This is a genomic window from Haloferula sp. BvORR071, from assembly GCF_000739615.1.
In the GTDB taxonomy this organism is placed as follows: domain Bacteria; phylum Verrucomicrobiota; class Verrucomicrobiia; order Verrucomicrobiales; family Akkermansiaceae; genus Haloferula.
Window position 1 is genome coordinate 75967 of record NZ_BATP01000035.1, and the last position, 18900, is coordinate 94866.

Sequence of the window (18900 nt, forward strand, 5' to 3'; positions counted from 1 at the left end):
CGCCAAGGCTGCGGAGCTTTCCTTCCTTGTTTGGAGGAAAGATCCCGGCCCTGAATGGCTGGCGTGCGGTGTGCATCCTCCTGGTGCTGCTGCATCACTCCAAGTGGGTTCCCGGCGGCCCCGATTTCTTCGTCACCGGTTTCGGTGGGCTCGGCGTCCGCTTCTTCTTCGTCATCAGCGGCTTTTTGATCACGGTGCTGATGCTCCGTGAGGTTGCGGGGCTGGGGCACCTGGAGGTGCTCTCCTTCTTCAAGCGCCGCTGCCTGCGCATCCTGCCCGTTTACTATGCCTTCCTGCTGGTGGTCCTCCTCCTGCAACTATGGACGCCGTACGAGTTGTCCACGCAGGAGTGGATCGGGAACCTGACCTTTACCAAGAATTACTTCGGCAGCGACTGGACGACCGGACACCTGTGGAGCCTGGGCGTTGAACAGCAGTTCTACCTGCTCTGGCCCTTTGCCTTCCGGGCCCTGAATCCTTCGGTCGCCCCACGCCGTACCCTAGCGTGGCTGGCGCTGCCGATGCTGCTCTGCCCGCTGCTCTGGGCCATCGGCTCGGTTGCGGGGATTCAAGGCCCCTTGGGTCTCGGCTCCTTCCTCATCAACGCCGATTCACTGGCTACCGGCTGCGCGCTCGCGGTGCTGCTCTGGCACTGGGGAGACAAGGTGAGTGGCTGGCTTGCGACGAAGCCGGCACTCTTGCTCGCCGCTGGCGCGCTGGTGGTTGCCGCGCCGCTCTGGCTCTCGCCGACATTGCGCGGTGTCCTGTTTGCCCTGACTTTCAGTTTTCCGACATTGCAGAATCTCGGGCTGGCCTTGTTGCTCGCCCTTTCCATTCAGGCAGGCCGCAGCCGCTTGCTTGCATGGCTGGACTGGTCTTGGATCACCTTCATCGGCACCGTCTCCTACTCGCTCTACATCTGGCAGCAGATCTTCTGCACCAAGCCCGGAACCTTTGGTGCTTCGACCGCATGGTGGAATTCCTTCCCGACCTGGGTGCTGGCGGCCTTCCTCGCTGCGATTGTGTCGTACTACCTGGTCGAGCGTCCCTTCCTGCGCATGAAGCGCCGGCACAGCACTGTTCCCGCAGAGCCGGTGGCAACTTCGGAGCTTCCCGCATGCCCGGGCGAGAAATGAGATGAGTGCCCGGACGAAGATCGCCATTCTCGCGGACTCTCCTGTGGCCGCCCTCCGGGCCGGTGCCCAGGGGCGGGGTGCAGGGCAGGGGGCTACTTGGTTGCCGCCGCTGGCGCAGGCCTTCGAGGCCTACGATGATCTGGACATCACTTGGATCGCGCTTGAGCAAGGCATCCAGGAGAAGATCGACGAGCGCCATCATGGCCAGCGCTTCATCGCGCTGCCCCACATCAAGAAGACCTACGACACCCTGCTGAACTACCTCCCGGCGCGACTGCGGCTGAAGAACGAGATCCGCAAGATCCAGCCGCAAGTTGTCCACGTCTGGGGGTCCGAGCACTACTATCCGAGCGTGCTGCCGGGCTTGGGCGTTCCTTCCGTTTACTCGATCCAAGGCAACATGACCCACTATGCGAAGGTGGGTGCCCTGCCGGACAACTGGTACTGGCGCAAGCAGTGGCGCTATGAGGGCGGGTGGATCCCGCATGCCAGCGTGGTCGCCTGCGAGTCGCCATGGTCGCGTGAGATCGCCTTGGCCAATTGGCCGCAGATCGATGTCCGGGACATCGAGTGGGGAGTGCATCCTTCCTTCTACGAAGTGAAGTGGCAGCCTGATATGCAGCGGCCCTATCTCCTCTTCTGCGGCGCGATCGATTGGAGGAAGGGAATTGATGTGCTCTTCGATGCGCTGGCGCTACTGCCCGACCGCAACTGGAGCATCCGCCTGGCCGGTGAAGGCTCCCTGCGCGGGGAAATGGAATCACGCGGCCTGCCGAAGGTGGAGTGGCTGGGCAATCTCAAGTGGGATGAACTCAAGCGCCAGATGGCAGGAGCCTCCGGACTTGTCGTTCCCACCCGTGCGGATACCGGGCCCTCGGTGGTGAAGGAGGCGCGGGTGATCGGCCTGCCGGTGATCGCCTCCTGCCACGGTGGCCTGCGCGACTACATCAAGCCGGGCGTCAACGGCCTGCACATCGATCCTCTGGATGCTGCAACCCTCGCCAAGGCCATGAGCGAACTGATGTCCGATCCCGAGCTGATCCAGCGCCTCGGTGCCGGGCAGCATGAAGGAGACCGGGCCTACTTCCGCCCGGAGCGCGCGGCACGGTCCTTCCACGATCTCTATCTCGAACTCGCAAAGTGAACCTCGGCGAACTCAAGGTGAAGCTGATCAGCCTGCAGGCCCCTCTGTGGCGTGCCTGGGCAAAGCTCTGCCGAGTCGAGGTGGCGGATGATGTCTGCCTCATCGGGCGTCCGCATTTCCGGATCGCGCGGGGCGCAAAGGTGATCCTTTCGCAAGGGGTGAAGCTGTTTGGGATCAAGCAGATGAACCCGCTGATCGGCAGCGGTCGCAGCACCTTCTGGGCGATAGCACCCGGTGCCCTGATTGAGCTCGGCAAGGACGTGGGCGGCAGCGCCCCCTGCATCTGCGCGGCGCAGAGCATCCGCATCGGCGAAGGCACGATCCTCGGTGCGGACTGCCTGATCGTGGACAACGATTTCCACCTGCCCGGCGAAGGGTGGACCTGGGGCTTCAATCCCGTGGAGACAGCGCGGCCGGTGGAGATCGGCCGGGGCTGCTTCATTGGCGCACGCTCGGTCATCCTCAAAGGCGTGACCATTGGCGACGGCGCAGTGGTGGGTGCCGGGGCCGTGGTCACCTCGGACGTGCCGGCTTTTCACATGGCCACGGGGAACCCCGCGACCGTCCGTCCGCTGTCCGCCAAATGGCAGCGCGAGAATCAATCCCAAGGATCCTAAGGTGCAGTCGAATTCCTGGATCATCATCCCTGTCCACAATCGCAAGGCCATCACGCGCGCGTGCTTGGAGCGCTTGCGTGCGCAGGGAGTCTTCGACCGGGCAAGGGTCTGCGTCGTCGACGATGCGTGCACGGACGGCACCCGCGAGATGCTGGAGTCAGAGTTTCCCCAAGTTCATTGCGTGGATGGGAACGGTCACCTCTATTGGGGTGGCGGCATCCTGGAGGGCATGAAGGTCGCGCACGCCGCCGGTGCCGGGGTGATGGTCTGGTTGAATGACGACTGCCTGCCCGCGGAGGGTGCGATCGATCATCTCATCGCCCGCGTCCTGGAGACGAAGGGGATCTGTGGTGGTGTGTGCCGCGATCCGGAGAGCCCCGATACAGTGACCTATAGCGGGACGCGCGTGGGCGAGGACGACATGGTGAAGCCGGGGCCCGGGGAGTTCCTGCACGTGGACTTGATCAATGGAAACCTGGTCGCGGTGCATCGCGAGGTCGTGGATCGCATCGGGCTTCCGCCGGGACGCGAACTTCCACATTACGGTGGCGACTCCGTCTATGCGCTGCGCGCCGGGCGCGTCGGCATTCCCTGCGAAGTCTCCGGGGATGCCATCGCCACGAATCCGCCGAACCTCTACTTTGACCGCTTCGGAAAAAACAAGCCGGCCTGGTGGCTGCTGAAGGAGCCATTCCGGATCGGTTCGATCCTTTATTGGCCGACTTACTGGCGCTTCCTGCGCGAGGCATTCGGCTGGCGCGCCTACATCCGTTGGCCCGCCTACTTCATCCGCTTGGTGCGCTATCTGACTGCCGCGTTCGGGAGGCAGTTTTCGAATTGAGGAAGTTCGCGATATCCGCGACTTATCTGGCCCCATGCTCTTCTCCAAATACGGATTTCTCCGGCTCGCCGTCTGCGTGCCGGAGGTGGAAGTCGCTGCCGTCGAAGCGAACACGCGCCAGACCATTGCCGCGCTTGGAAAAGCCGCGGCGGCCGGTGCCCAGCTGGCGGTCTTTCCGGAACTGGGAATCACGAGCTACTCCTGCTCCGATCTCTTCTTCCAGCAGCGTTTGTTGGACGACGCGGAGCAGGCCGTGGGGCAGATCGCGGAGGCCTGTGCGGTTCACGGGATCGCGGCCGTCGTGGGGCTGCCCGTGCGCTACAAGGGCCGGCTCTTCAATGCCGCGGCGGTGATCGATTCGACTGGGGCGCTGGCCGCGATCGTGGCGAAGACCCACCTGCCGACGAACAACGAGTTCTACGAACGCCGCTGGTTTGCCACGGCGCTCGATCTGCCGGACGGTGGGGAGATTTCCTTCCTGGGAAGCCAGGTGCCGTTTGGTGCCGATCTGCTTTTCCCGGTGGAAGGCTGGGGGGACTGCGTCTTCGGAGTGGAAATCTGTGAGGACCTCTGGTCCGTGATTCCTCCCAGCAGTGGGCAGGCGATTGCCGGAGCGAATGTGCTGCTGAATCTCTCGGCGAGCAATGAGCTGTTAGGCAAGGTCGGCTACCGCCGCGATCTCGTGCGCCAGCAGTCGGCGCGCTGCCTCGCGGCCTATGCGTATTGCTCGGCGGGTCCCGGCGAATCGACTTCCGATATCGTTTACTCGGGGCACTCGCTGATCTGCGAGAACGGCTCCCTCTTGGCCGAGACGGCACGCATGTCCTTCGAGGCCCAGATGGCGGTTGCGGATATCGATGTCGGCAAGCTCCACCATGAGCGCCTCGTCAGCAGCAGCTATCGGGAAAGCACCACGCGTTCCTTCCGGCGGATTAGCGTCTCGCTGAAGCCTTGGAAGGAAGGGGGCGGCTTGCTGCGGAAAGTGGATCCGCGGCCCTTCGTGCCGGCCGATCCCTTGCGGAGGACGGAGCATTGCGAGGAGATCTTCCGCATCCAGACGGTGGGTCTGGCGAAGCGCCTGCGCCACACCAAGAGCAAGGCGATCGTGCTCGGGCTTTCCGGTGGTCTGGATTCCACCTTGGCCGCGCTGGTCGCCGTCCGCGCCTTCGATCTGGTCGGCATCGATCGCAAGCAGATCGTGGCGATCACCATGCCCGGCATGGGCACCACCGACCGCACACGCGACAACAGTGTGGTGCTGGCGGAGATGCTGGGTTTGACCCTGCGTGAGATCGTGATCCGCGAGGCGGTGGAGGTTCATTTCCGCGATATCGGCCATCCGCCGGATCTCCACGATATTACCTTCGAGAACTCGCAGGCCCGCGAGCGGACCCAGATCCTGATGGATGTGGCCAACCAGATCGGTGGCTTCGTGCTGGGCACCGGTGATCTTTCCGAGCTCGCGCTCGGCTGGTGCACCTTCAACGGCGACCACATGTCGATGTATCATGTGAATGCCGGGGTGCCGAAGACCTTGGTGCGCCACCTCGTCGAGTGGTGTGCCGATGAAGTTTTCCGCGGCCCGGAAGCGGCCGTGCTGCATGATATTGCGGCCACGCCGATCAGCCCGGAGCTTCTGCCGCCGGATACGGAAGGCAAGATCGCCCAGCAGACCGAGGAGGTCGTGGGGCCATACTCTCTGCATGACTTCTTCCTCTTCCAGTTGGTCCGTCTTGGCTTCCCGCCGGACAAGATCCGCTATCTCGCGGAGATTGCCTTCGCGGATGAATACCCGCCGGAGGTGATTGCGAAGTGGCTCGATGTTTTTATCCGCCGCTTCTTCTCCCAACAGTTCAAGCGCAACGCGATGCCCGATGGCCCGAAGGTCGGTTCGGTCGCGCTCTCGCCGCGCGGGGACTGGCGGATGCCGAGTGACAGTGTCGCGGCATCATGGCTCAAGTGAACTACTCCCAAGGCTGCCCTTGACCTCCGCTTCCTCCTCAACCGGGGGCTTCTCCTGTGCCTTGGTCACCGGAGCGCTCCAACCCTATGCGATCGACTTCTATCGTGCGCTGGATGCGTCGTTGAGGCGGCGTGGTGCCAGCCTGATCGTGCTGGTTGGCAGCCGCTCGACCTATCGCCCTTGGTCCTCGCTCGGGATCCAGGAGGATGATCCCCTGTTCCAGTTCGTCGGTGGCAAGTTTGCTCCGGCATGGATCCAGCGGATCCTGGGCTCGAGCTCCCGCGACAAGGTGTTCCTGCCGGGAAGCTCGAAGATTGGCAGCGCTTTGTCTGAACGGCAGCCGGACATTGTCATCGTCAATGAGCGCAACCCGATCTGCCTCGGGGCGGCGGCATGGGCGAGGCGGCATGGCGTGCCTTGCATCCTTTCCACGGATATTGGGAGGAATCCGCCGCGCTATTCCTCGACTCGCATGCATCTGGTTTACCACCGCCTGATCGGTGGCTTTTTTGATGGCGTGCTGGCGAAGACGGTGGAGGGCAAGACCGCCTTTGCCCGGCGCGGTGCTCCGGTGCTCCTTGCGCCGCATGCCATCGATACCGCCCGCTATCCGCTTCCCACTTGTGCCAAGGAGGAGCCCTTCCGCTTTCTCTTCGTCGGGGTTTTGGAAGAGCGCAAGGGCCTGGATGTGTTGATGGCTGCCGCGCGGATCGCGCATGCCGCGGGCCATCGCTTCAGCGTGCGCCTCGTCGGTAGCGGTCCCTGGCAGGCCTCCGCTGAAGATGCGGCCAGCCCCTGGCTCTCGCTCGCGGGCTTCAAGGATGGAGACAACCTCATCGCGGAATATCATCAGGCTGGCGCCTTCGTCCTGCCCACGCGTGAAGACACTTATGCCGTGGTGGTTCACGAGGCTGCTTCCTGCGGTCTCCCGCTGCTGGTGAGCACTGGAGCTGGGGCCTCGCTGACTCTGGTCGAAGATGGCATCAGCGGTTATCGCTTTGCGCCGGCGGACTTCCGCAGGCTTGCGGAACATATGAGCCGCCTCTTAGAAGATTCGCAGCTTTGCCAGAATCTTGGTGCAGGAGCTCGGGCCTTGGCAGAGGAATGGTCCACCGATCGCGCGGGCGAGAAGCTCGCCGAATGGTTGCCCCAATTCCTGCGCTCCGGGCGTGCCAAGACTCGCGCTGGAGAACCCCGGGCTTCCCTATAAGGATTTAACAGATTTATTTATGCCAGACCCTGTCCTGATTGTCGGTGCCGGATTCTCCGGTGCGGTGCTCGCCCGGCAACTTGCCGAGCTCGCGGATGTAAAGAGCATCGTCATCGACGCTCGCGACCACATCGCTGGCAATTGTCACACTGAGCGCGACGCGGAGACGGGCATCATGGTGCACACCTTCGGCCCGCACATCTTCCATACGGACCGTGCCGATGTCTGGGCCTACGTGAACCGCTTCAGCGAGTTCCGTCCCTTCGTCAACCGGGTCAAGGCGACCACCGATCGCGGCGTCTTCTCGCTGCCGGTGAATCTCCATACGATCAATCAATTCTTCGGCACCAGCATGTCTCCCGCCGAGGCGCGCGAATTCATCCAGGAGAAGGCCGACACCAGCATCGCCGAGCCCGCCAACTTCGAGGAGCAGGCCCTCAAGTTCATCGGCCGCGAACTCTACGAGGCCTTCTTCTACGGCTACACCAAGAAGCAATGGGGTTGCGATCCCACCGAACTTCCCGCCGCGATCCTGAGCCGCCTGCCGGTGCGTTTCAGCTACGACGACAACTACTACAACAGCCCCTTCCAAGGCATGCCGGCCGAGGGCTACACGGCGCTCATCGCGAAGATCCTGGATCACCCGAACATCGAGGTCCGGCTCAACACCCGCTACGAGCATGCGATGGCGGAACAATTCGGACACGTCTTCTACACGGGACCGCTGGATGAGTATTTCGCGCATCGTCTCGGCCGCCTATCCTACCGCACGGTTTTCTGGGAGAAGAAGAAGAGCGAAGGCGATTTCCAGGGTGTGGCGGTGATGAACTATCCCGACCCGAAGCTGCCCTACACCCGTATCCACGAGCACAAGCACTTCACGCCGTGGGAGAAGCACGACTCCACCCTCGCTTTTGTCGAGTACAGCAAGGAGACCGGGCCGGATGACATTCCCTACTATCCGAAGCGCCTTGCCGCAGACAAAGAGCTGCTGGCTTCCTACGCTACGCTGGCAAATGCGGAGCAGAAGGTTTCCTTCCTGGGACGCCTCGCCACCTATCGCTATATGGACATGCACCAAGTGATCGGGGAGGCCATCGACTTTGCCGATGCGTGGCTTGCAGCGAAGTCCTCGGGAGCGAAGACCCCGACCTTCCCGGCGAAGGCTGCACTCTAATAGAATCCCAGGTCGTGGCGAACTCGCTGGTCATCTACGTGTGCAAGGGGCTTCCCGCGAGAGCGGGCGGGGGACTGGGCGTCGCCTACAACTACCTTTCAGCCGCTTGGGGAAAGACACTGGAACCCGCGAGTGCCGATCACATCCTCCTTTGCGGAATGGCGGAAGCATCCTTGCCCTCGCAGGTGGAGAACTTCGATGCCTTCCTCGCCGGCCTCGACCTCGGGTCCAAGCGCGGAGCCAGCCTCTTGATCTGGCAGGCCGCACGGATCCGCGAGCTTGCGAAGCGCTACGAGCGTATCGTGGTGCTCGCCTTCACGCCGTACTACCTCTGGCCCTTGGTGCAGGTCTGCGGGAGGAAACTCGCCACCATCCACAGCGAGCACGGCAAGGGCGGCCGCCACAACGAACTCGCGGAAGAGCGCGGCAAGTTCGGCCTCCGCGAGCGCTTCGTCCAATGGTGCGTGGGCCACAACTTCCGCTTCCCGGATCGGGTCGTCTTTCCCAGTCGTGGAGCCCTCAACCTCTTCACGGAGAAGAACCCCGGACTCCGGGAAGATGCAGAAAACAAGGCCGCGATCCTCTACAATGGCGTCTCAACCTGTGAGGCCCCTTCGCCACGCCCAAACCATGGTCCGCTCAAGATTGTCTCCGTGGCCCACCATGTGAGGGAGAAGGGTTTGGAGATGATGCTAGATTCCCTGCGTCTTTTCAGCGACGCCGGTGTTGAATGGCAAATGATCAACTACGGCCAGCAAAGCACGCTGACACCGGAGCTCGTCGCCCAAGCCGACAGGCTTGGCATTGGCAGCCGCATCACTCATGCCGGCCTGCAGCCGCAGGCAGTTGTACGCAAGCAACTTGGCGAGGCGGATGTATTCTTGCACACGCCGGTGATCGTGGTCTTCGACCTCTCGCTATTGGAGGCGATGATGCATGCAGTGCCGGTGGTGACCGTTCCCTTGGAAGGCAACCGTGAGGCATTGGGTGAGGACTATCCGCTCTATGCGAATACCCCCGCGGAAGTCTCAGATCGTTTGAAATGGATCGAAAATCATCGCGATGAAGCTGCCGAAATCGGCAAGGCTTTGCGCGAGAGGGCCTTGGAACTCTTCACGAGTGATGCCATGGTGAAGCACTATGCAGGCCTCCTAACGGAGCTTGCCCGGAACTAAGTTATTTCGTCGCTTCAGTTATGTCATCGCTAGAGCATCGCGCCGGCGGTAGAGACACGGCGGCGATGGTAAGCATCACCCCCACCGGAGCTCTGCCACTTGCTCCCGCAAGCACCTTGCGGGACCGGTCGATCGATATTTCCCGGATGGCGGCAGCCTTCCTGATCGTGGTCTTCCACGCGGCGGAGGCCTACTCCATGTCCGGTGGTGGCCCTTTCTTCGGCCGTCCCTTGTGGTCCGTGGTGGGTGACCTCTCCCTTTGGGGGCGGGTTCCTTTCTTCTTCTTCCTTTCCGGCTGCTTCGCGGCGCGATCCCTGCAGAAGAATCCCGGGGATCCGGGAGCCTTGGTTAAAAAGCGCCTGACCGCCTTGCTCCCTCCCTACCTGTTCTGGAATCTGGTCTCGATTTTGATGATCTGGATTGCCGTCAGCCAGGGATTCGGGAGTGCCTACGGCGGCGGCTTCAGCCTATCCGGCGCCTTGGCCCAACTTACCGGTATTGGTTCGGCTCCGGCCAATGGACCGCTGTGGTTCGTGCGGGACCTGATGATTTGTTCCTGCCTCGCACCGCTGCTCAGCCGGGCTGGCGTGTGGTTGTTGATTCCCTGCGTGGCACTTGCCACCTTCCCGGAGATCCCGGAAGCATGGATCAGCAAGGGCTGCATCCGGCCATCCTCGCTCGGCTATTTCGGGATCGGGATGCTGATGAACCTCGTCCCGCGCGGAACCATCAAAATGCTTTTTCCCAAGCCCGGTTGGGGCGCCCTGCTTTGCATCGGCCTGGGATTGGCCCGGACCGCCTTGGGTATGCTCAAGCCCGCGCTTAGCGGTGTTGCTTGCGGGGCCTTGGGAATTGTCCTGATCGGGATTTTCGTGGATCAGTCCATGCCCAAGCTGGCTGCTTGGCTCGGGCGGCACGCGAATTCCTCATTCCTGATCTTTGCAGCGAATGTTCCCTTTCTGGCCGCAGCCCGGCAGTTCTATCCGCTCCTGCCCTGGAAGCTGCCTTTGCTGGCCTACTACGGTTTGATGGCGCTGATTTTCGTATCCCTCGCGATCGGCGCGCACTCCCTTCTCAAGCGTTACACTCCCAAGCTGTTGTTCGTGGTTTCCGGCGGACGGTGAAGGAGTCAGCCACTTCATCACGCGCCCACTGTCACTGGCCGGCCGCCGGTTGGAAATCCACCCGCAGGAAGCCTTGTGCCGATGGCAGGGCCGGATCGGTGGCCTCCAATTCGTAGCGTCCTGAGATGGGGTCGACCTGACAATTCAGCTCCGGAGTCTCCGACGGGGCCCAGCTGTTGAGATCGGGGCTTGATTTCAGATTCCAAGTCACACCCCGGCCCTGACCGGGGTCCGGGAAGACGATAAACCGGCTTTTCGGGATATCGTGGATCAGCGTATTGCTCGCAATCCGTGGATTACTGGCGATTGCGTACTCCACGAAATTCGGCAGGCCGTCCCCATCAGGATCGGCATTGTCCTGAATTAGCGTTCCAGCGGCAATCTCCGCCGCCGTGAAGTAGCGTTGGGTCCATGTGCTCCAGCTCGGTTGCTCGACCGCTGCCAGCCGGTAGATTTTCCCGGATCCGATCACTGCCTGCGAGACAAGCAGCATTCCCGGGACGCCTGAGCTGCCGGTTTGCGGCGCTCCACTGACCATCGCGGGGTGCCAGGTTTGCTGGTCGCTGCTCTCCATCAGCCGGTAGCCGACCTCCGCGTTGTCGCGCCACAGAAAGTTCACCCGTCCTTGGTTTTCAGTGATGATCGGCGCGCTATCCACTTGGCTGGCGTTTGTGCCTTGGGAGTATTCCAGTAGATTCGAGCGGCCATCCCCGTCGGAATCGAGATCCAGGACCAGGGGAACCGCTGCCCCGCTGGACGGCTGCTGATAGACCCAGCCTTGCGCCGGCAGCGGCGATCCCGCCCCGCTGGCGCCACCCGCGCTCGGGGTCGAGAAGTAGCGGGCAATTTCCCCGTAGGGGCTGATCAAATCCAAGCCGGCCCGTCCAAAGCAGCGCCCGTCATTGTCCGCCGCATTGAAGATTTGCACAGCCAGCACGTTCCCCGTCGGCTGAATCAGGCTGGAGAAGGCGGAGACATCCAGGGTCAAGGGATCGACACCCCACGAGTTGTCGCGCGATTCCGGTGCCGTCGTTCCGCTCGCCGGGGCATTGCAGGAAGCGATCTCGGTGCCGTTGATCCAAGCGCGGAAACCGTCGTCGAATTCCATCTTCAGCTTCATCGCCGCCACTTCCTGGCTGCTGCCAATGAAGGGAATCCGCAGCAGGCAGCTCGTGCCGGGACTGAGCGGGCCGGTCGAGTCGGTAGTGAGTGGCTGGGTATCGGCATTGCCGGTCTGCACGTAGGCATTCACACCCGCAGGCGAGTAGGCCCCCGTGGTGTCGTAGCTCGAGTAATCGATCACCGCATCGATCGGCGATCCGCTGCCGGAAGCACCCATGGCCAGCCACAGGAAGCGGCTGGAATCCCGGGTCCGTCCATCGGTCCGCTGGCTGATCTCCACGCCATCCCGCCAGACGAAGAAATTGCGGGTCGGTGCGTGGTAGGCGATCCGGAAGGTGTGGAAGTCATCGGTATTGTCCGCGGTGGAAAGGACCGTCCCTTGGTCGTAGGGGCTTCCGAAGACCACTTGGTTGGACTGGATGTAGAGGGTCGTGTAGGCCCCACCCACGTGCCGGGTTCCGCAGCGGATCACGTAGCCGCCGGTGGGGCCGGTCTGAATCCCGTTGAGCTTCACTTTGTTTTCCGCCGTCCAGGAAGTGTCCGTCCCGGTGATCCAGGAGGGAACCGTTTGGCCCGCTCCGGTTCCGGCCGCCGCGTAGGTGCCGTCGCCTTGGGCGGACCAACCACTCCCGATCAGGGTCCAGACTCCTGTCGGGCTTTGGTCCGCCGACCAGCGCTTCGCGAATTGGGCTTCCGTCCGCACCGGAAGTTCCGCTCCCGCACCGCCGGTTCCCGTCGTCCACGCGGCGTCATCGAATCCCGGTTGTTGCCAGCCCTGTGGCGGCGTCGCAGTCACCAGCCGCTGGTGGGGCGCGTTCGGGCCCACCAGTGTGTTTGTCAGGGAATCAGCCCGGCCCAAAGAGCCATTTGGCGTCCAGTTCCGCCAGCCGATCGAATCCACCAGTTCGCCAGTCCGCGAGATCAGGCGCACTTCCGCCTCGGAGTTATCCACCGTGAAGTTCGCATGGAGGTTCTTGATCGGTGAATTGCGGTTCAATCCCGAGAGAAACACGATCCGGCGCTCCCCCGGCCACAGCACCGTGGAATTCGTGAAGGTGAAGCGCGTGGACCCCGGTCCCGAGTCCAAGGCCAAATCATCGAGACTGATCGCGAAGGCGGCGGGATTGTAGAGCTCCACCCACGGATACTTGTATCCGTTCTCATCCGAGGGTGAGCTGGCTCCGGGGTTAGGCGCGGCCTCGGTCAGCCGCGGCAGCACGGAGGTCGCCTGCTCGGGCCAAGCCTGGCAATAGTTCAGTTCGGCCAGCCGCTTTAGACCGGGCTCCACTAGATGCAGGCCCTCGCCCGCCCACTGTGGCACTGCGGAAAGCTGGCTGTAGGAGTCGATCAGACCCACCCCGAGCGCCGGGCCTAACAAGTCCACCTTGGCTTGGATGCCGGGACGGTTCGGTGCCATCCCGTCATTGTTGGTGGTGAAGACCGCACTGGGAAAGATGTTCCCCGGATAGGCGGGCTCGCCGATCGGCCCGCGGTAGTCCGGGGTCAGCCGGTTCCACAGGAAGATCGAAGGATTTCTCCCGCCGGCGCGCCAGGTGCCCACCAGATCGCGGTATCCCTGCTCGAATTTGTCCCGGTCGTTCCAAGTGGGAATGCAGTCGTTCACCCCCAAGCCGCCGATGATGATGTCCGGCTGCCACTTCACGGTGCCGACCTGCTCGCCGCTCAAAATGTAGGCCCGGTCATCCTGACCGGGGTAGCGCCCGGCAGTTGCCCCGCCGTAGCCGTAGTTTCTCACCTGATAGCCGGGCCCTAGCAGGGTCGCCAGCTGGTCCGGGTAGGTCTTGCGCTTGATCGGGTATTCCAACCAGTAGCCCCAAGTGACGCTTCCACCGACGCAGGCCACCTTCTTGGGAGCGGGGTCGGGGGAATTGATCGGAGCTGCTATGGCTGTGCCGGCGGCCACCAATGAAAGAATGGCAATTCCTGCCGGGTAACACGCCGTTTTGTCTTTGGGTTTAATAGCGAGTGACACCGCTAACACACAATCACGTCGCATTGACGGCGGCAAGAGATGACTCGGTTAAGGAGTGTTAAGGCGAGAAACGCATTTGGGACTCTGCGCAGGTGTTAGAAGGCGGGCTTTCCCTGTGTTTCTAAGGCCCTCCCCGGTTTTCGCGCCATTTTCACATGGCCTGAAAAATTTAATTCCTGCTGATCTTCAGCGGCCATATGCGTTGATTCACGCAGGTGATCCGGCGCCTCGTTTTGCCTTTCCCTCGCCTCGGGAGGAAGGCAGAGAGTTCCGCGCAAAACGGTCCGGGATGACCCATGGGAAACTCTGCAAACAGCCTGCCGGCTGATCACCTTCAAGAGAAACAGCTTTCGACGACACGATGAGAAGTCCCGCCTACCTGGCCTCCCGGCTCCTGCATAAATTACTCGTCTTCGCCGAGAAGCGCCTCCCCGGCGAGGGGATTTGGTTCGGGATGCGTTTCCGGATCGATTGCAAGGCCCGGCACGGCCCTTTCCAACAGGCCTTCATCCAAAAGGTTTACCCGAATGACGCCCCGATCGAGGTGCTGGGAGGTCCCTTTGAAGGCATGCGCTATTTCGACGGCACTTTCTTCGGGCCGATCACCAGCCGTTGGCTGGGCTGCTACGAGGAAGCGCTTCACTCGGTGGTTCGCGAAGTCTTTGCCGGGAACTACCGGACCATCATCGATGTGGGCAGTGCCGAGGGCTACTACGCCGTGGGCTTGGCCCGGGCGCTTCCCCAGTGCGAAGTCTATTCCTTCGACACCGATCCGATTTCCCGCTCACAGCAGAAGCACCTGATCGAGCTGAACGGGACGAAGAATCTCCGGCTCGGCTCCTTCTGCGATCACGCCTTCCTTTCCCGGCCTTTGGAGGGACCGGTCTTCCTGCTGGTGGATATCGAAGGCTGGGAGTGGAAGCTCCTGGATCCCGAGGTCTGCCCGGCGCTCGCCAAGATGGACATCCTGACCGAGATCCACGACGGCTTCGGGCTCACCTATCAGCAAATGATCGATGGCCTGACGGCCCGCTTCGCGGCCACCCACGAGGTCATCCAGATCCACGACACGCCCCGCGTCGCCGCTGACTACATGGCCCGCACCCAAGGGCGCCTCAGCGAGTCCGAACTGGACGAAGCGGCGAACGAGTACCGCCCGTGGCGGAATTCCTGGCTGCGCTTCCGGCCCCGGAATGCCTGAGTACGGCACGCGCCGTCCCTTCCTCCCACAGGATCCCCACTGCCCCTTAGTTCCGAATGCTTTTCAATTCCTGGGAGTTCGCCGTTCTGCTGGCGGTCACCTTTGTCCTCTACTACGCGCCCTGGTCGCGTGGTCGCCATGGCAAGGCCTGGCAGGTGACCTTGGCCCTTGCGGCCAGTGTCGTCTTCTACGGCTGGAAGGATCCGCGCCTGATCATCCTGCTCGCGGTCTCCTGTGTCGGGAACAGCGTAGCGACCGCCCGCATCATTCTCCACAAGGTGGCGGGGGATGAGGCACGCGTGAAGCACTGGACCCGTCTCGCGGTCATCCTGAATCTCGCGCTTCTGGCCATCTTCAAGTATGCGCCCTTTGTGGTGGGGATGATTCCCTTCCTGCCGCAGTCCTGGGTACAGGCGGTGAAGGGCATCCCACTGCCGATCGGCATCTCCTTCTACACCTTCCACGGCATCAGCATGATCGTGGATGTCGCCCGCGGCGAGGTGACCCGTGAAGGCGATGCGATGCTCTCGAAGGGCGGGCGCTTTGCGAAGGGTGTGCGCGACATCGGCTTCTACCTGCTCTTCTTCCCGCAGCTCGTCGCCGGCCCCATCGTCAAGGCCAAGCAATTCTGGCCGCAGATCGCGGCCAAGCGCTTCGAGGCGATCCCCTGGATGTTCGTGATCCGGGCGCTGATCCTCGGCTACTTCCTGAAAGTCTTCGTCGCGGACAATCTCGCGGAGCAGACCCGGGCGCTGACCACGCCGGATCTGGTGGGACTCTCGACCTCCGGGCCGCTCTTCCTCGTCCCGCTGCTCTATGGCTACGGCCTGCAGATCTTCGCGGACTTCGGCGGCTACTCGCTGATCGCCCTCGGGCTGGCTGCGCTCTTCGGCTACAAGTTCCCGGAGAACTTCAATTTCCCCTACCTCTCGACCAGTATCACCGAGTTCTGGCGGCGCTGGCACATGTCGCTCTCCGCCTGGCTCCGGGACTACCTCTACATCCCGCTCGGTGGAAACCGGAAAGGGGAGGGGAGGACCTACCTGAATCTCTTCCTCGTCATGTTCCTCGGCGGCCTCTGGCACGGCGCGGAGTGGAAGTTCGCGATCTGGGGCACGCTCCATGGCTTGCTCCTGGCAGTGGAGCGCTTCTTCACGCGCCGCCGCGGCAAGCTGGAGGAAAACCCCGGCCGCTCGCCCATCCGCGCGCTCTGTGGCTGGATCTACACCTTTCACGCGGTCACACTGCTCTGGCTCACCTTCCTGATGCCGGACATGGCGCACGTCCGCGCCTTCCTCAAGGGCGTCACCTGCGGGCAGTATCACATGTCCGGCCCGCCGGTCTTCTCGCTGCTTTTCTATGGCACCGCCGTGGTGTTCTATCATGCTTGGGGCTGGGGCCGCGAACACCGCCCCGGCCTCAGCGCGAAGCTGCACGGCCCGTTTTCCGAAGGCATGGTTCATGCGTTGATGCTCTTCCTCCTGATCACCAATCCCGGAGCTCCCAGTGGATTCATTTACTTCCAGTTCTGAGCGGCCGCGGCTTGCCTACGTGGCCTGCCTGCTTGCCGGGCTGGCGGCCTGCTTCGCCGTGCAGTCATTCCTGATCCGGCGTACCGGCGGCCGCACCACTAAGAGCGAGTCGAACTACTTCTCCTCGATCGCCCGCTTGCAGAGCGGCATCCGCGGCGCCCCGCAGGTGATGTTCCTTGGCTCCTCGATCACCGGGCGCTTGCCGGATCGCAGCCGCGGCTTCAATGGTGTGGCGAATCTCGGCTGCGACGGTGGTAGTGCGATGGAAACCCTGCGCGCGATGGATGCTGGGATCATTCCGCGCGCCCCCTACCTGATCATTGAGGGCAACACCTTCTATCGGGCCGTTGGTGCGGAGGAAACCGATGTGGCGAAGGCGATGCACAAGCCGTGGTTCCGGCGCGGTGTCGCGCTGCCCAATCTCAGCGCCGCCGGTCGTCCTTCCTCGATGGCTTACACGCTGCTGATGGAGCGCAAGATGGGTGCCAGCAGTCCGGATATCGAGCCCTTCCCGGTCATCACGCAGCCGACCCTCAGTCCCCGGCCCCAACCGACCAGCAAGGCGGAGGATGCCCTCCTGGAGGAAGCTGTCGGGATTCTGCGCAGGCTCACGACCGCCGGCTCGAAGATCACCCTCATCATGTTTCCGCCCGGAGCGGAGCCCTCCTCGCCGAATCGCCGCCTGCCGGAGGAGCTCGCCCGCCGTGCCGGCCTGCCATTCTGGGATCTTGCGAATGCCGTTCCACCCGGCATGGTGAGGTTCACCGACGGCGTGCACATGGACCCTCCTAGTGCGACGGCGGCGGTTCGCACGATTTTTAAAGCCACGGGCTATCCATCCGCTCTTTCTCCAGAATGAAGCCCGCGTCGTCGAAAGTCCTCCAAGTATTTAACCAGTATCTGGAAACGGGTGGGGAAGAGGTCTGGGTCGACGAGATCTCAAGCTTCTCCGGACGCGGCTTCCAAGTGGACAATCTGCGCTTTCAGAGCAGCGAATGGACCCGTAAGGGTGCGCCCACCCGTTTTCGACAAGCGCAGCGGGTCTGGGACAATCCGCAATCCCGAGATCGTCTGAGGGAAGCAGTGAAAACGGCGAATCCCGATGTGCTACTCTTCCACAATTTGATCCCCGTGGGTTCTTTGGGTCTATACGACGAAGCGGCCACGCTTGGCCTCCCTGTTCTTCAGTATATCCACAATTTCCGGCCCTTCAGTCCCTCGGGCACTATGTGGGTGGGTGGTAGGGTCCATGATGGCGGCTTGTATGGCAACCCGTGGCCGGAGGTCTTCGGGCGCGCTTGGGAGCGGTCCTTCCTGCGTACCTTCCTGATGGCCACCTATCAATCGCGCCTAATTCGCTCTGGTGCGTTGGACGTCGTTAAGCGTTGGATCGCGGTTTCGGATTTCATGCGGGAGAAGTTCATCCTCGCCGGAATTCCGGAGGAGAAGGTGGTGACGCTCCGGCACTGCTGGAAGGCCCGCATCCATCCGCCCTCCGACAATACGGGCGCCCACTACTTGTTCCTCGGACGTCTGGTCGCGGAGAAGGGCATCTACACAATCTTGGAGGGATGGCGTATTTTAGAGCGCCGGCTGGGGGATGCATGTCCCCGGCTCGTTGTCGCCGGATCGGGGCCTGAGGAAGCACGTATCCACGCGATTGCGGACAAGATGAAGAAGGTCGTCTGTCTCGGCTTCGTCTCCGGCCCGCCGAAGGACGAACTCCTGCGCGGCTGCCGGGCCTTGATTGCGTCTTCCATCTGGTGGGAGCCTCTCGGCCTAGTGGTGTATGAAGCCTATGACATGACGCGCCCGGTGCTCGCCGCGGCCTCCGGCGGGCTCACGGAAACCGTTATCCCCGGCGTGACCGGGCTCTTGCACCCGCCGGGGGACGCCGCGGCCTTGGCGGATGACGTCGAGCGCATGGAAGCCATGGGCGAAGCCGGCCGCCTGGCGATGGGGGCCGCCGGCCGCGAATGGCTCACGGCCAATGCCTCTCCGGAAAAATGGCTCGCCGGATTCTCGGCCATCCTTGAATCCGTAGCCCACGCCAAGACTCCGTGAACCAGCTTCTCCAGAATCTTGTCCGGGCGGTGAAGGGTCTGCGCGACTTCTTCCTGGTCCATGTGATCTGGCGGCGCCACTCGATCGGCCGGAATTTCCACGCCGGTCGCCGCGTGGTGATGTGGGCGCCTAACAAGATCGTCATCGGCGAGAACTGCTACATCGGCCGCTACAGCCAGATCGAATGCGATGCGGAGATCGGCAACAATGTGATCATGGCCAACATGGTCGCCTTCGTCGGCCGCTACGATCATCACTTCCAGCACGTCGGCACGCCCACCCGCCTTGCCCAGCAGGTCCGTGATCCGGATTACGATTGGAAGGGTGTCGGCCTGAAGGTGGTGGTCGGCGACGACGTCTGGATCGGTTACGGTGCGATTATCCTCAGCGGGGTGAGGATCGGTGAAGGCTGCGTGATCGCCTCCGGCTCGGTGGTTACCAAGGATGTCGAGCCCTACGTCGTCGTCGGCGGGAATCCGGCCAAGCCCATCTGCCCGCGCTTCTCCGATCCTACCGATCTTGAACTCCACCGCATGGCCATCGCCGCGCGCCGGAAGGTGGTCACGGGGCGGCAGAAGAAGAGCTAGTGCCCTTCGCCTCG

15 protein-coding genes are annotated in these 18900 nt (G+C 62.6%); 14 read left to right on the forward strand and 1 reads right to left on the reverse strand.

Annotated elements, in window-relative coordinates; translation table 11 throughout:
* The first annotated feature begins 26 nt into the window (after nt 1–26).
* The 9 genes from BV071_RS19745 to BV071_RS33315 are packed head-to-tail and all read left to right on the forward strand — an operon-like array spanning nt 27 to nt 10387.
* Nucleotides 27–1136 carry an acyltransferase gene (locus BV071_RS19745; RefSeq protein WP_265594652.1) on the forward strand — a complete coding sequence of 370 codons (1110 nt, stop codon included), beginning with the start codon at nt 27–29 and terminating at the stop codon, nt 1134–1136.
* Between the two features lies 1 nt (nt 1137).
* Nucleotides 1138–2280 (forward strand): glycosyltransferase family 4 protein, encoded by a 1143-nt coding sequence (locus BV071_RS19750; protein WP_035611001.1) that lies wholly within the window; start codon nt 1138–1140, stop codon nt 2278–2280.
* Nucleotides 2277–2897: a DapH/DapD/GlmU-related protein gene (locus tag BV071_RS36085; protein WP_052573640.1), complete on the forward strand. Its 621-nt coding sequence runs from the start codon at nt 2277–2279 to the stop codon at nt 2895–2897. The genes BV071_RS19750 and BV071_RS36085 overlap by 4 nt, the downstream gene beginning before the upstream one ends.
* Nucleotide 2898: 1 nt before the next feature.
* Entirely contained in the window at nt 2899–3738 is an 840-nt protein-coding gene (locus BV071_RS19760) for a glycosyltransferase family 2 protein (RefSeq protein WP_052573641.1), read from the forward strand.
* A gap of 34 nt (nt 3739–3772) precedes the next feature.
* Nucleotides 3773–5701 carry an NAD(+) synthase gene (locus BV071_RS19765; protein WP_035611004.1) on the forward strand — a complete coding sequence of 643 codons (1929 nt, stop codon included), beginning with the start codon at nt 3773–3775 and terminating at the stop codon, nt 5699–5701.
* Between the two features lie 19 nt (nt 5702–5720).
* The gene (locus tag BV071_RS19770; RefSeq protein ID WP_035611006.1) at nt 5721–6911 is read left to right on the forward strand and encodes a glycosyltransferase family 4 protein; all 1191 of its coding nucleotides are present in this window, start codon (nt 5721–5723) and stop codon (nt 6909–6911) included.
* 19 nt (nt 6912–6930) lie between these two features.
* Nucleotides 6931–8088: a UDP-galactopyranose mutase gene (gene glf, locus BV071_RS19775; protein WP_035611008.1), complete on the forward strand. Its 1158-nt coding sequence runs from the start codon at nt 6931–6933 to the stop codon at nt 8086–8088.
* 14 nt (nt 8089–8102) lie between these two features.
* Entirely contained in the window at nt 8103–9263 is a 1161-nt protein-coding gene (locus tag BV071_RS19780; protein ID WP_035611010.1) for a glycosyltransferase, read from the forward strand.
* A 20-nt stretch (nt 9264–9283) separates the two neighbouring features.
* On the forward strand, nt 9284–10387 hold the full coding sequence (locus BV071_RS33315; RefSeq protein ID WP_081886113.1) for an acyltransferase: 1104 nt from the start codon (nt 9284–9286) through the stop codon (nt 10385–10387).
* A gap of 31 nt (nt 10388–10418) precedes the next feature.
* Here BV071_RS33315 and BV071_RS19795 read toward each other — a convergent pair whose 3' ends face one another.
* Complete coding sequence (locus BV071_RS19795) at nt 10419–13433, reverse strand: lamin tail domain-containing protein (RefSeq protein ID WP_265594653.1); 3015 nt, start codon at nt 13431–13433, stop codon at nt 10419–10421.
* Nucleotides 13434–13863: 430 nt separating this feature from the next.
* Between BV071_RS19795 and BV071_RS19800 the strand changes: the two genes are divergently transcribed.
* Genes BV071_RS19800 through BV071_RS36140 form a run of 5 tightly spaced genes read left to right on the forward strand, consistent with a single transcriptional unit; the run spans nt 13864 to nt 18886 of the window.
* The gene (locus tag BV071_RS19800) at nt 13864–14703 is read left to right on the forward strand and encodes a hypothetical protein (RefSeq protein WP_035611019.1); all 840 of its coding nucleotides are present in this window, start codon (nt 13864–13866) and stop codon (nt 14701–14703) included.
* A gap of 56 nt (nt 14704–14759) precedes the next feature.
* Nucleotides 14760–16235, forward strand: a complete 1476-nt coding sequence (locus BV071_RS19805; protein ID WP_035611021.1) for an MBOAT family O-acyltransferase — start codon at nt 14760–14762, stop codon at nt 16233–16235.
* The gene (locus BV071_RS19810) at nt 16210–17094 is read left to right on the forward strand and encodes a hypothetical protein (RefSeq protein WP_265594654.1); all 885 of its coding nucleotides are present in this window, start codon (nt 16210–16212) and stop codon (nt 17092–17094) included. The genes BV071_RS19805 and BV071_RS19810 overlap by 26 nt, the downstream gene beginning before the upstream one ends.
* Entirely contained in the window at nt 17091–18299 is a 1209-nt protein-coding gene (locus tag BV071_RS19815; RefSeq protein WP_035611025.1) for a glycosyltransferase family 4 protein, read from the forward strand. Before BV071_RS19810 ends, BV071_RS19815 begins: the two co-directional genes overlap by 4 nt.
* Nucleotides 18296–18886, forward strand: coding sequence for a DapH/DapD/GlmU-related protein (locus tag BV071_RS36140; protein WP_035611027.1), 591 nt, complete (start codon nt 18296–18298; stop codon nt 18884–18886). Before BV071_RS19815 ends, BV071_RS36140 begins: the two co-directional genes overlap by 4 nt.
* Nucleotides 18887–18900: the final 14 nt, after the last annotated feature.

Excerpts from the sequence above, each read along its gene's own strand:
- BV071_RS33315 (WP_081886113.1), top strand. The coding sequence starts at position 9,284 with ATGTCATCGCTAGAGCATCGCGCCGGCGGTAGAGACACGGCGGCGATG.
- BV071_RS19750 (WP_035611001.1), top strand. The coding sequence starts at position 1,138 with ATGAGTGCCCGGACGAAGATCGCCATTCTCGCGGACTCTCCTGTGGCC.
- BV071_RS19805 (WP_035611021.1), top strand. The coding sequence starts at position 14,760 with ATGCTTTTCAATTCCTGGGAGTTCGCCGTTCTGCTGGCGGTCACCTTT.
- glf (WP_035611008.1), top strand. The coding sequence starts at position 6,931 with ATGCCAGACCCTGTCCTGATTGTCGGTGCCGGATTCTCCGGTGCGGTG.
- BV071_RS19765 (WP_035611004.1), top strand. The coding sequence starts at position 3,773 with ATGCTCTTCTCCAAATACGGATTTCTCCGGCTCGCCGTCTGCGTGCCG.
- BV071_RS19800 (WP_035611019.1), top strand. The coding sequence starts at position 13,864 with ATGAGAAGTCCCGCCTACCTGGCCTCCCGGCTCCTGCATAAATTACTC.
- BV071_RS19815 (WP_035611025.1), top strand. The coding sequence starts at position 17,091 with ATGAAGCCCGCGTCGTCGAAAGTCCTCCAAGTATTTAACCAGTATCTG.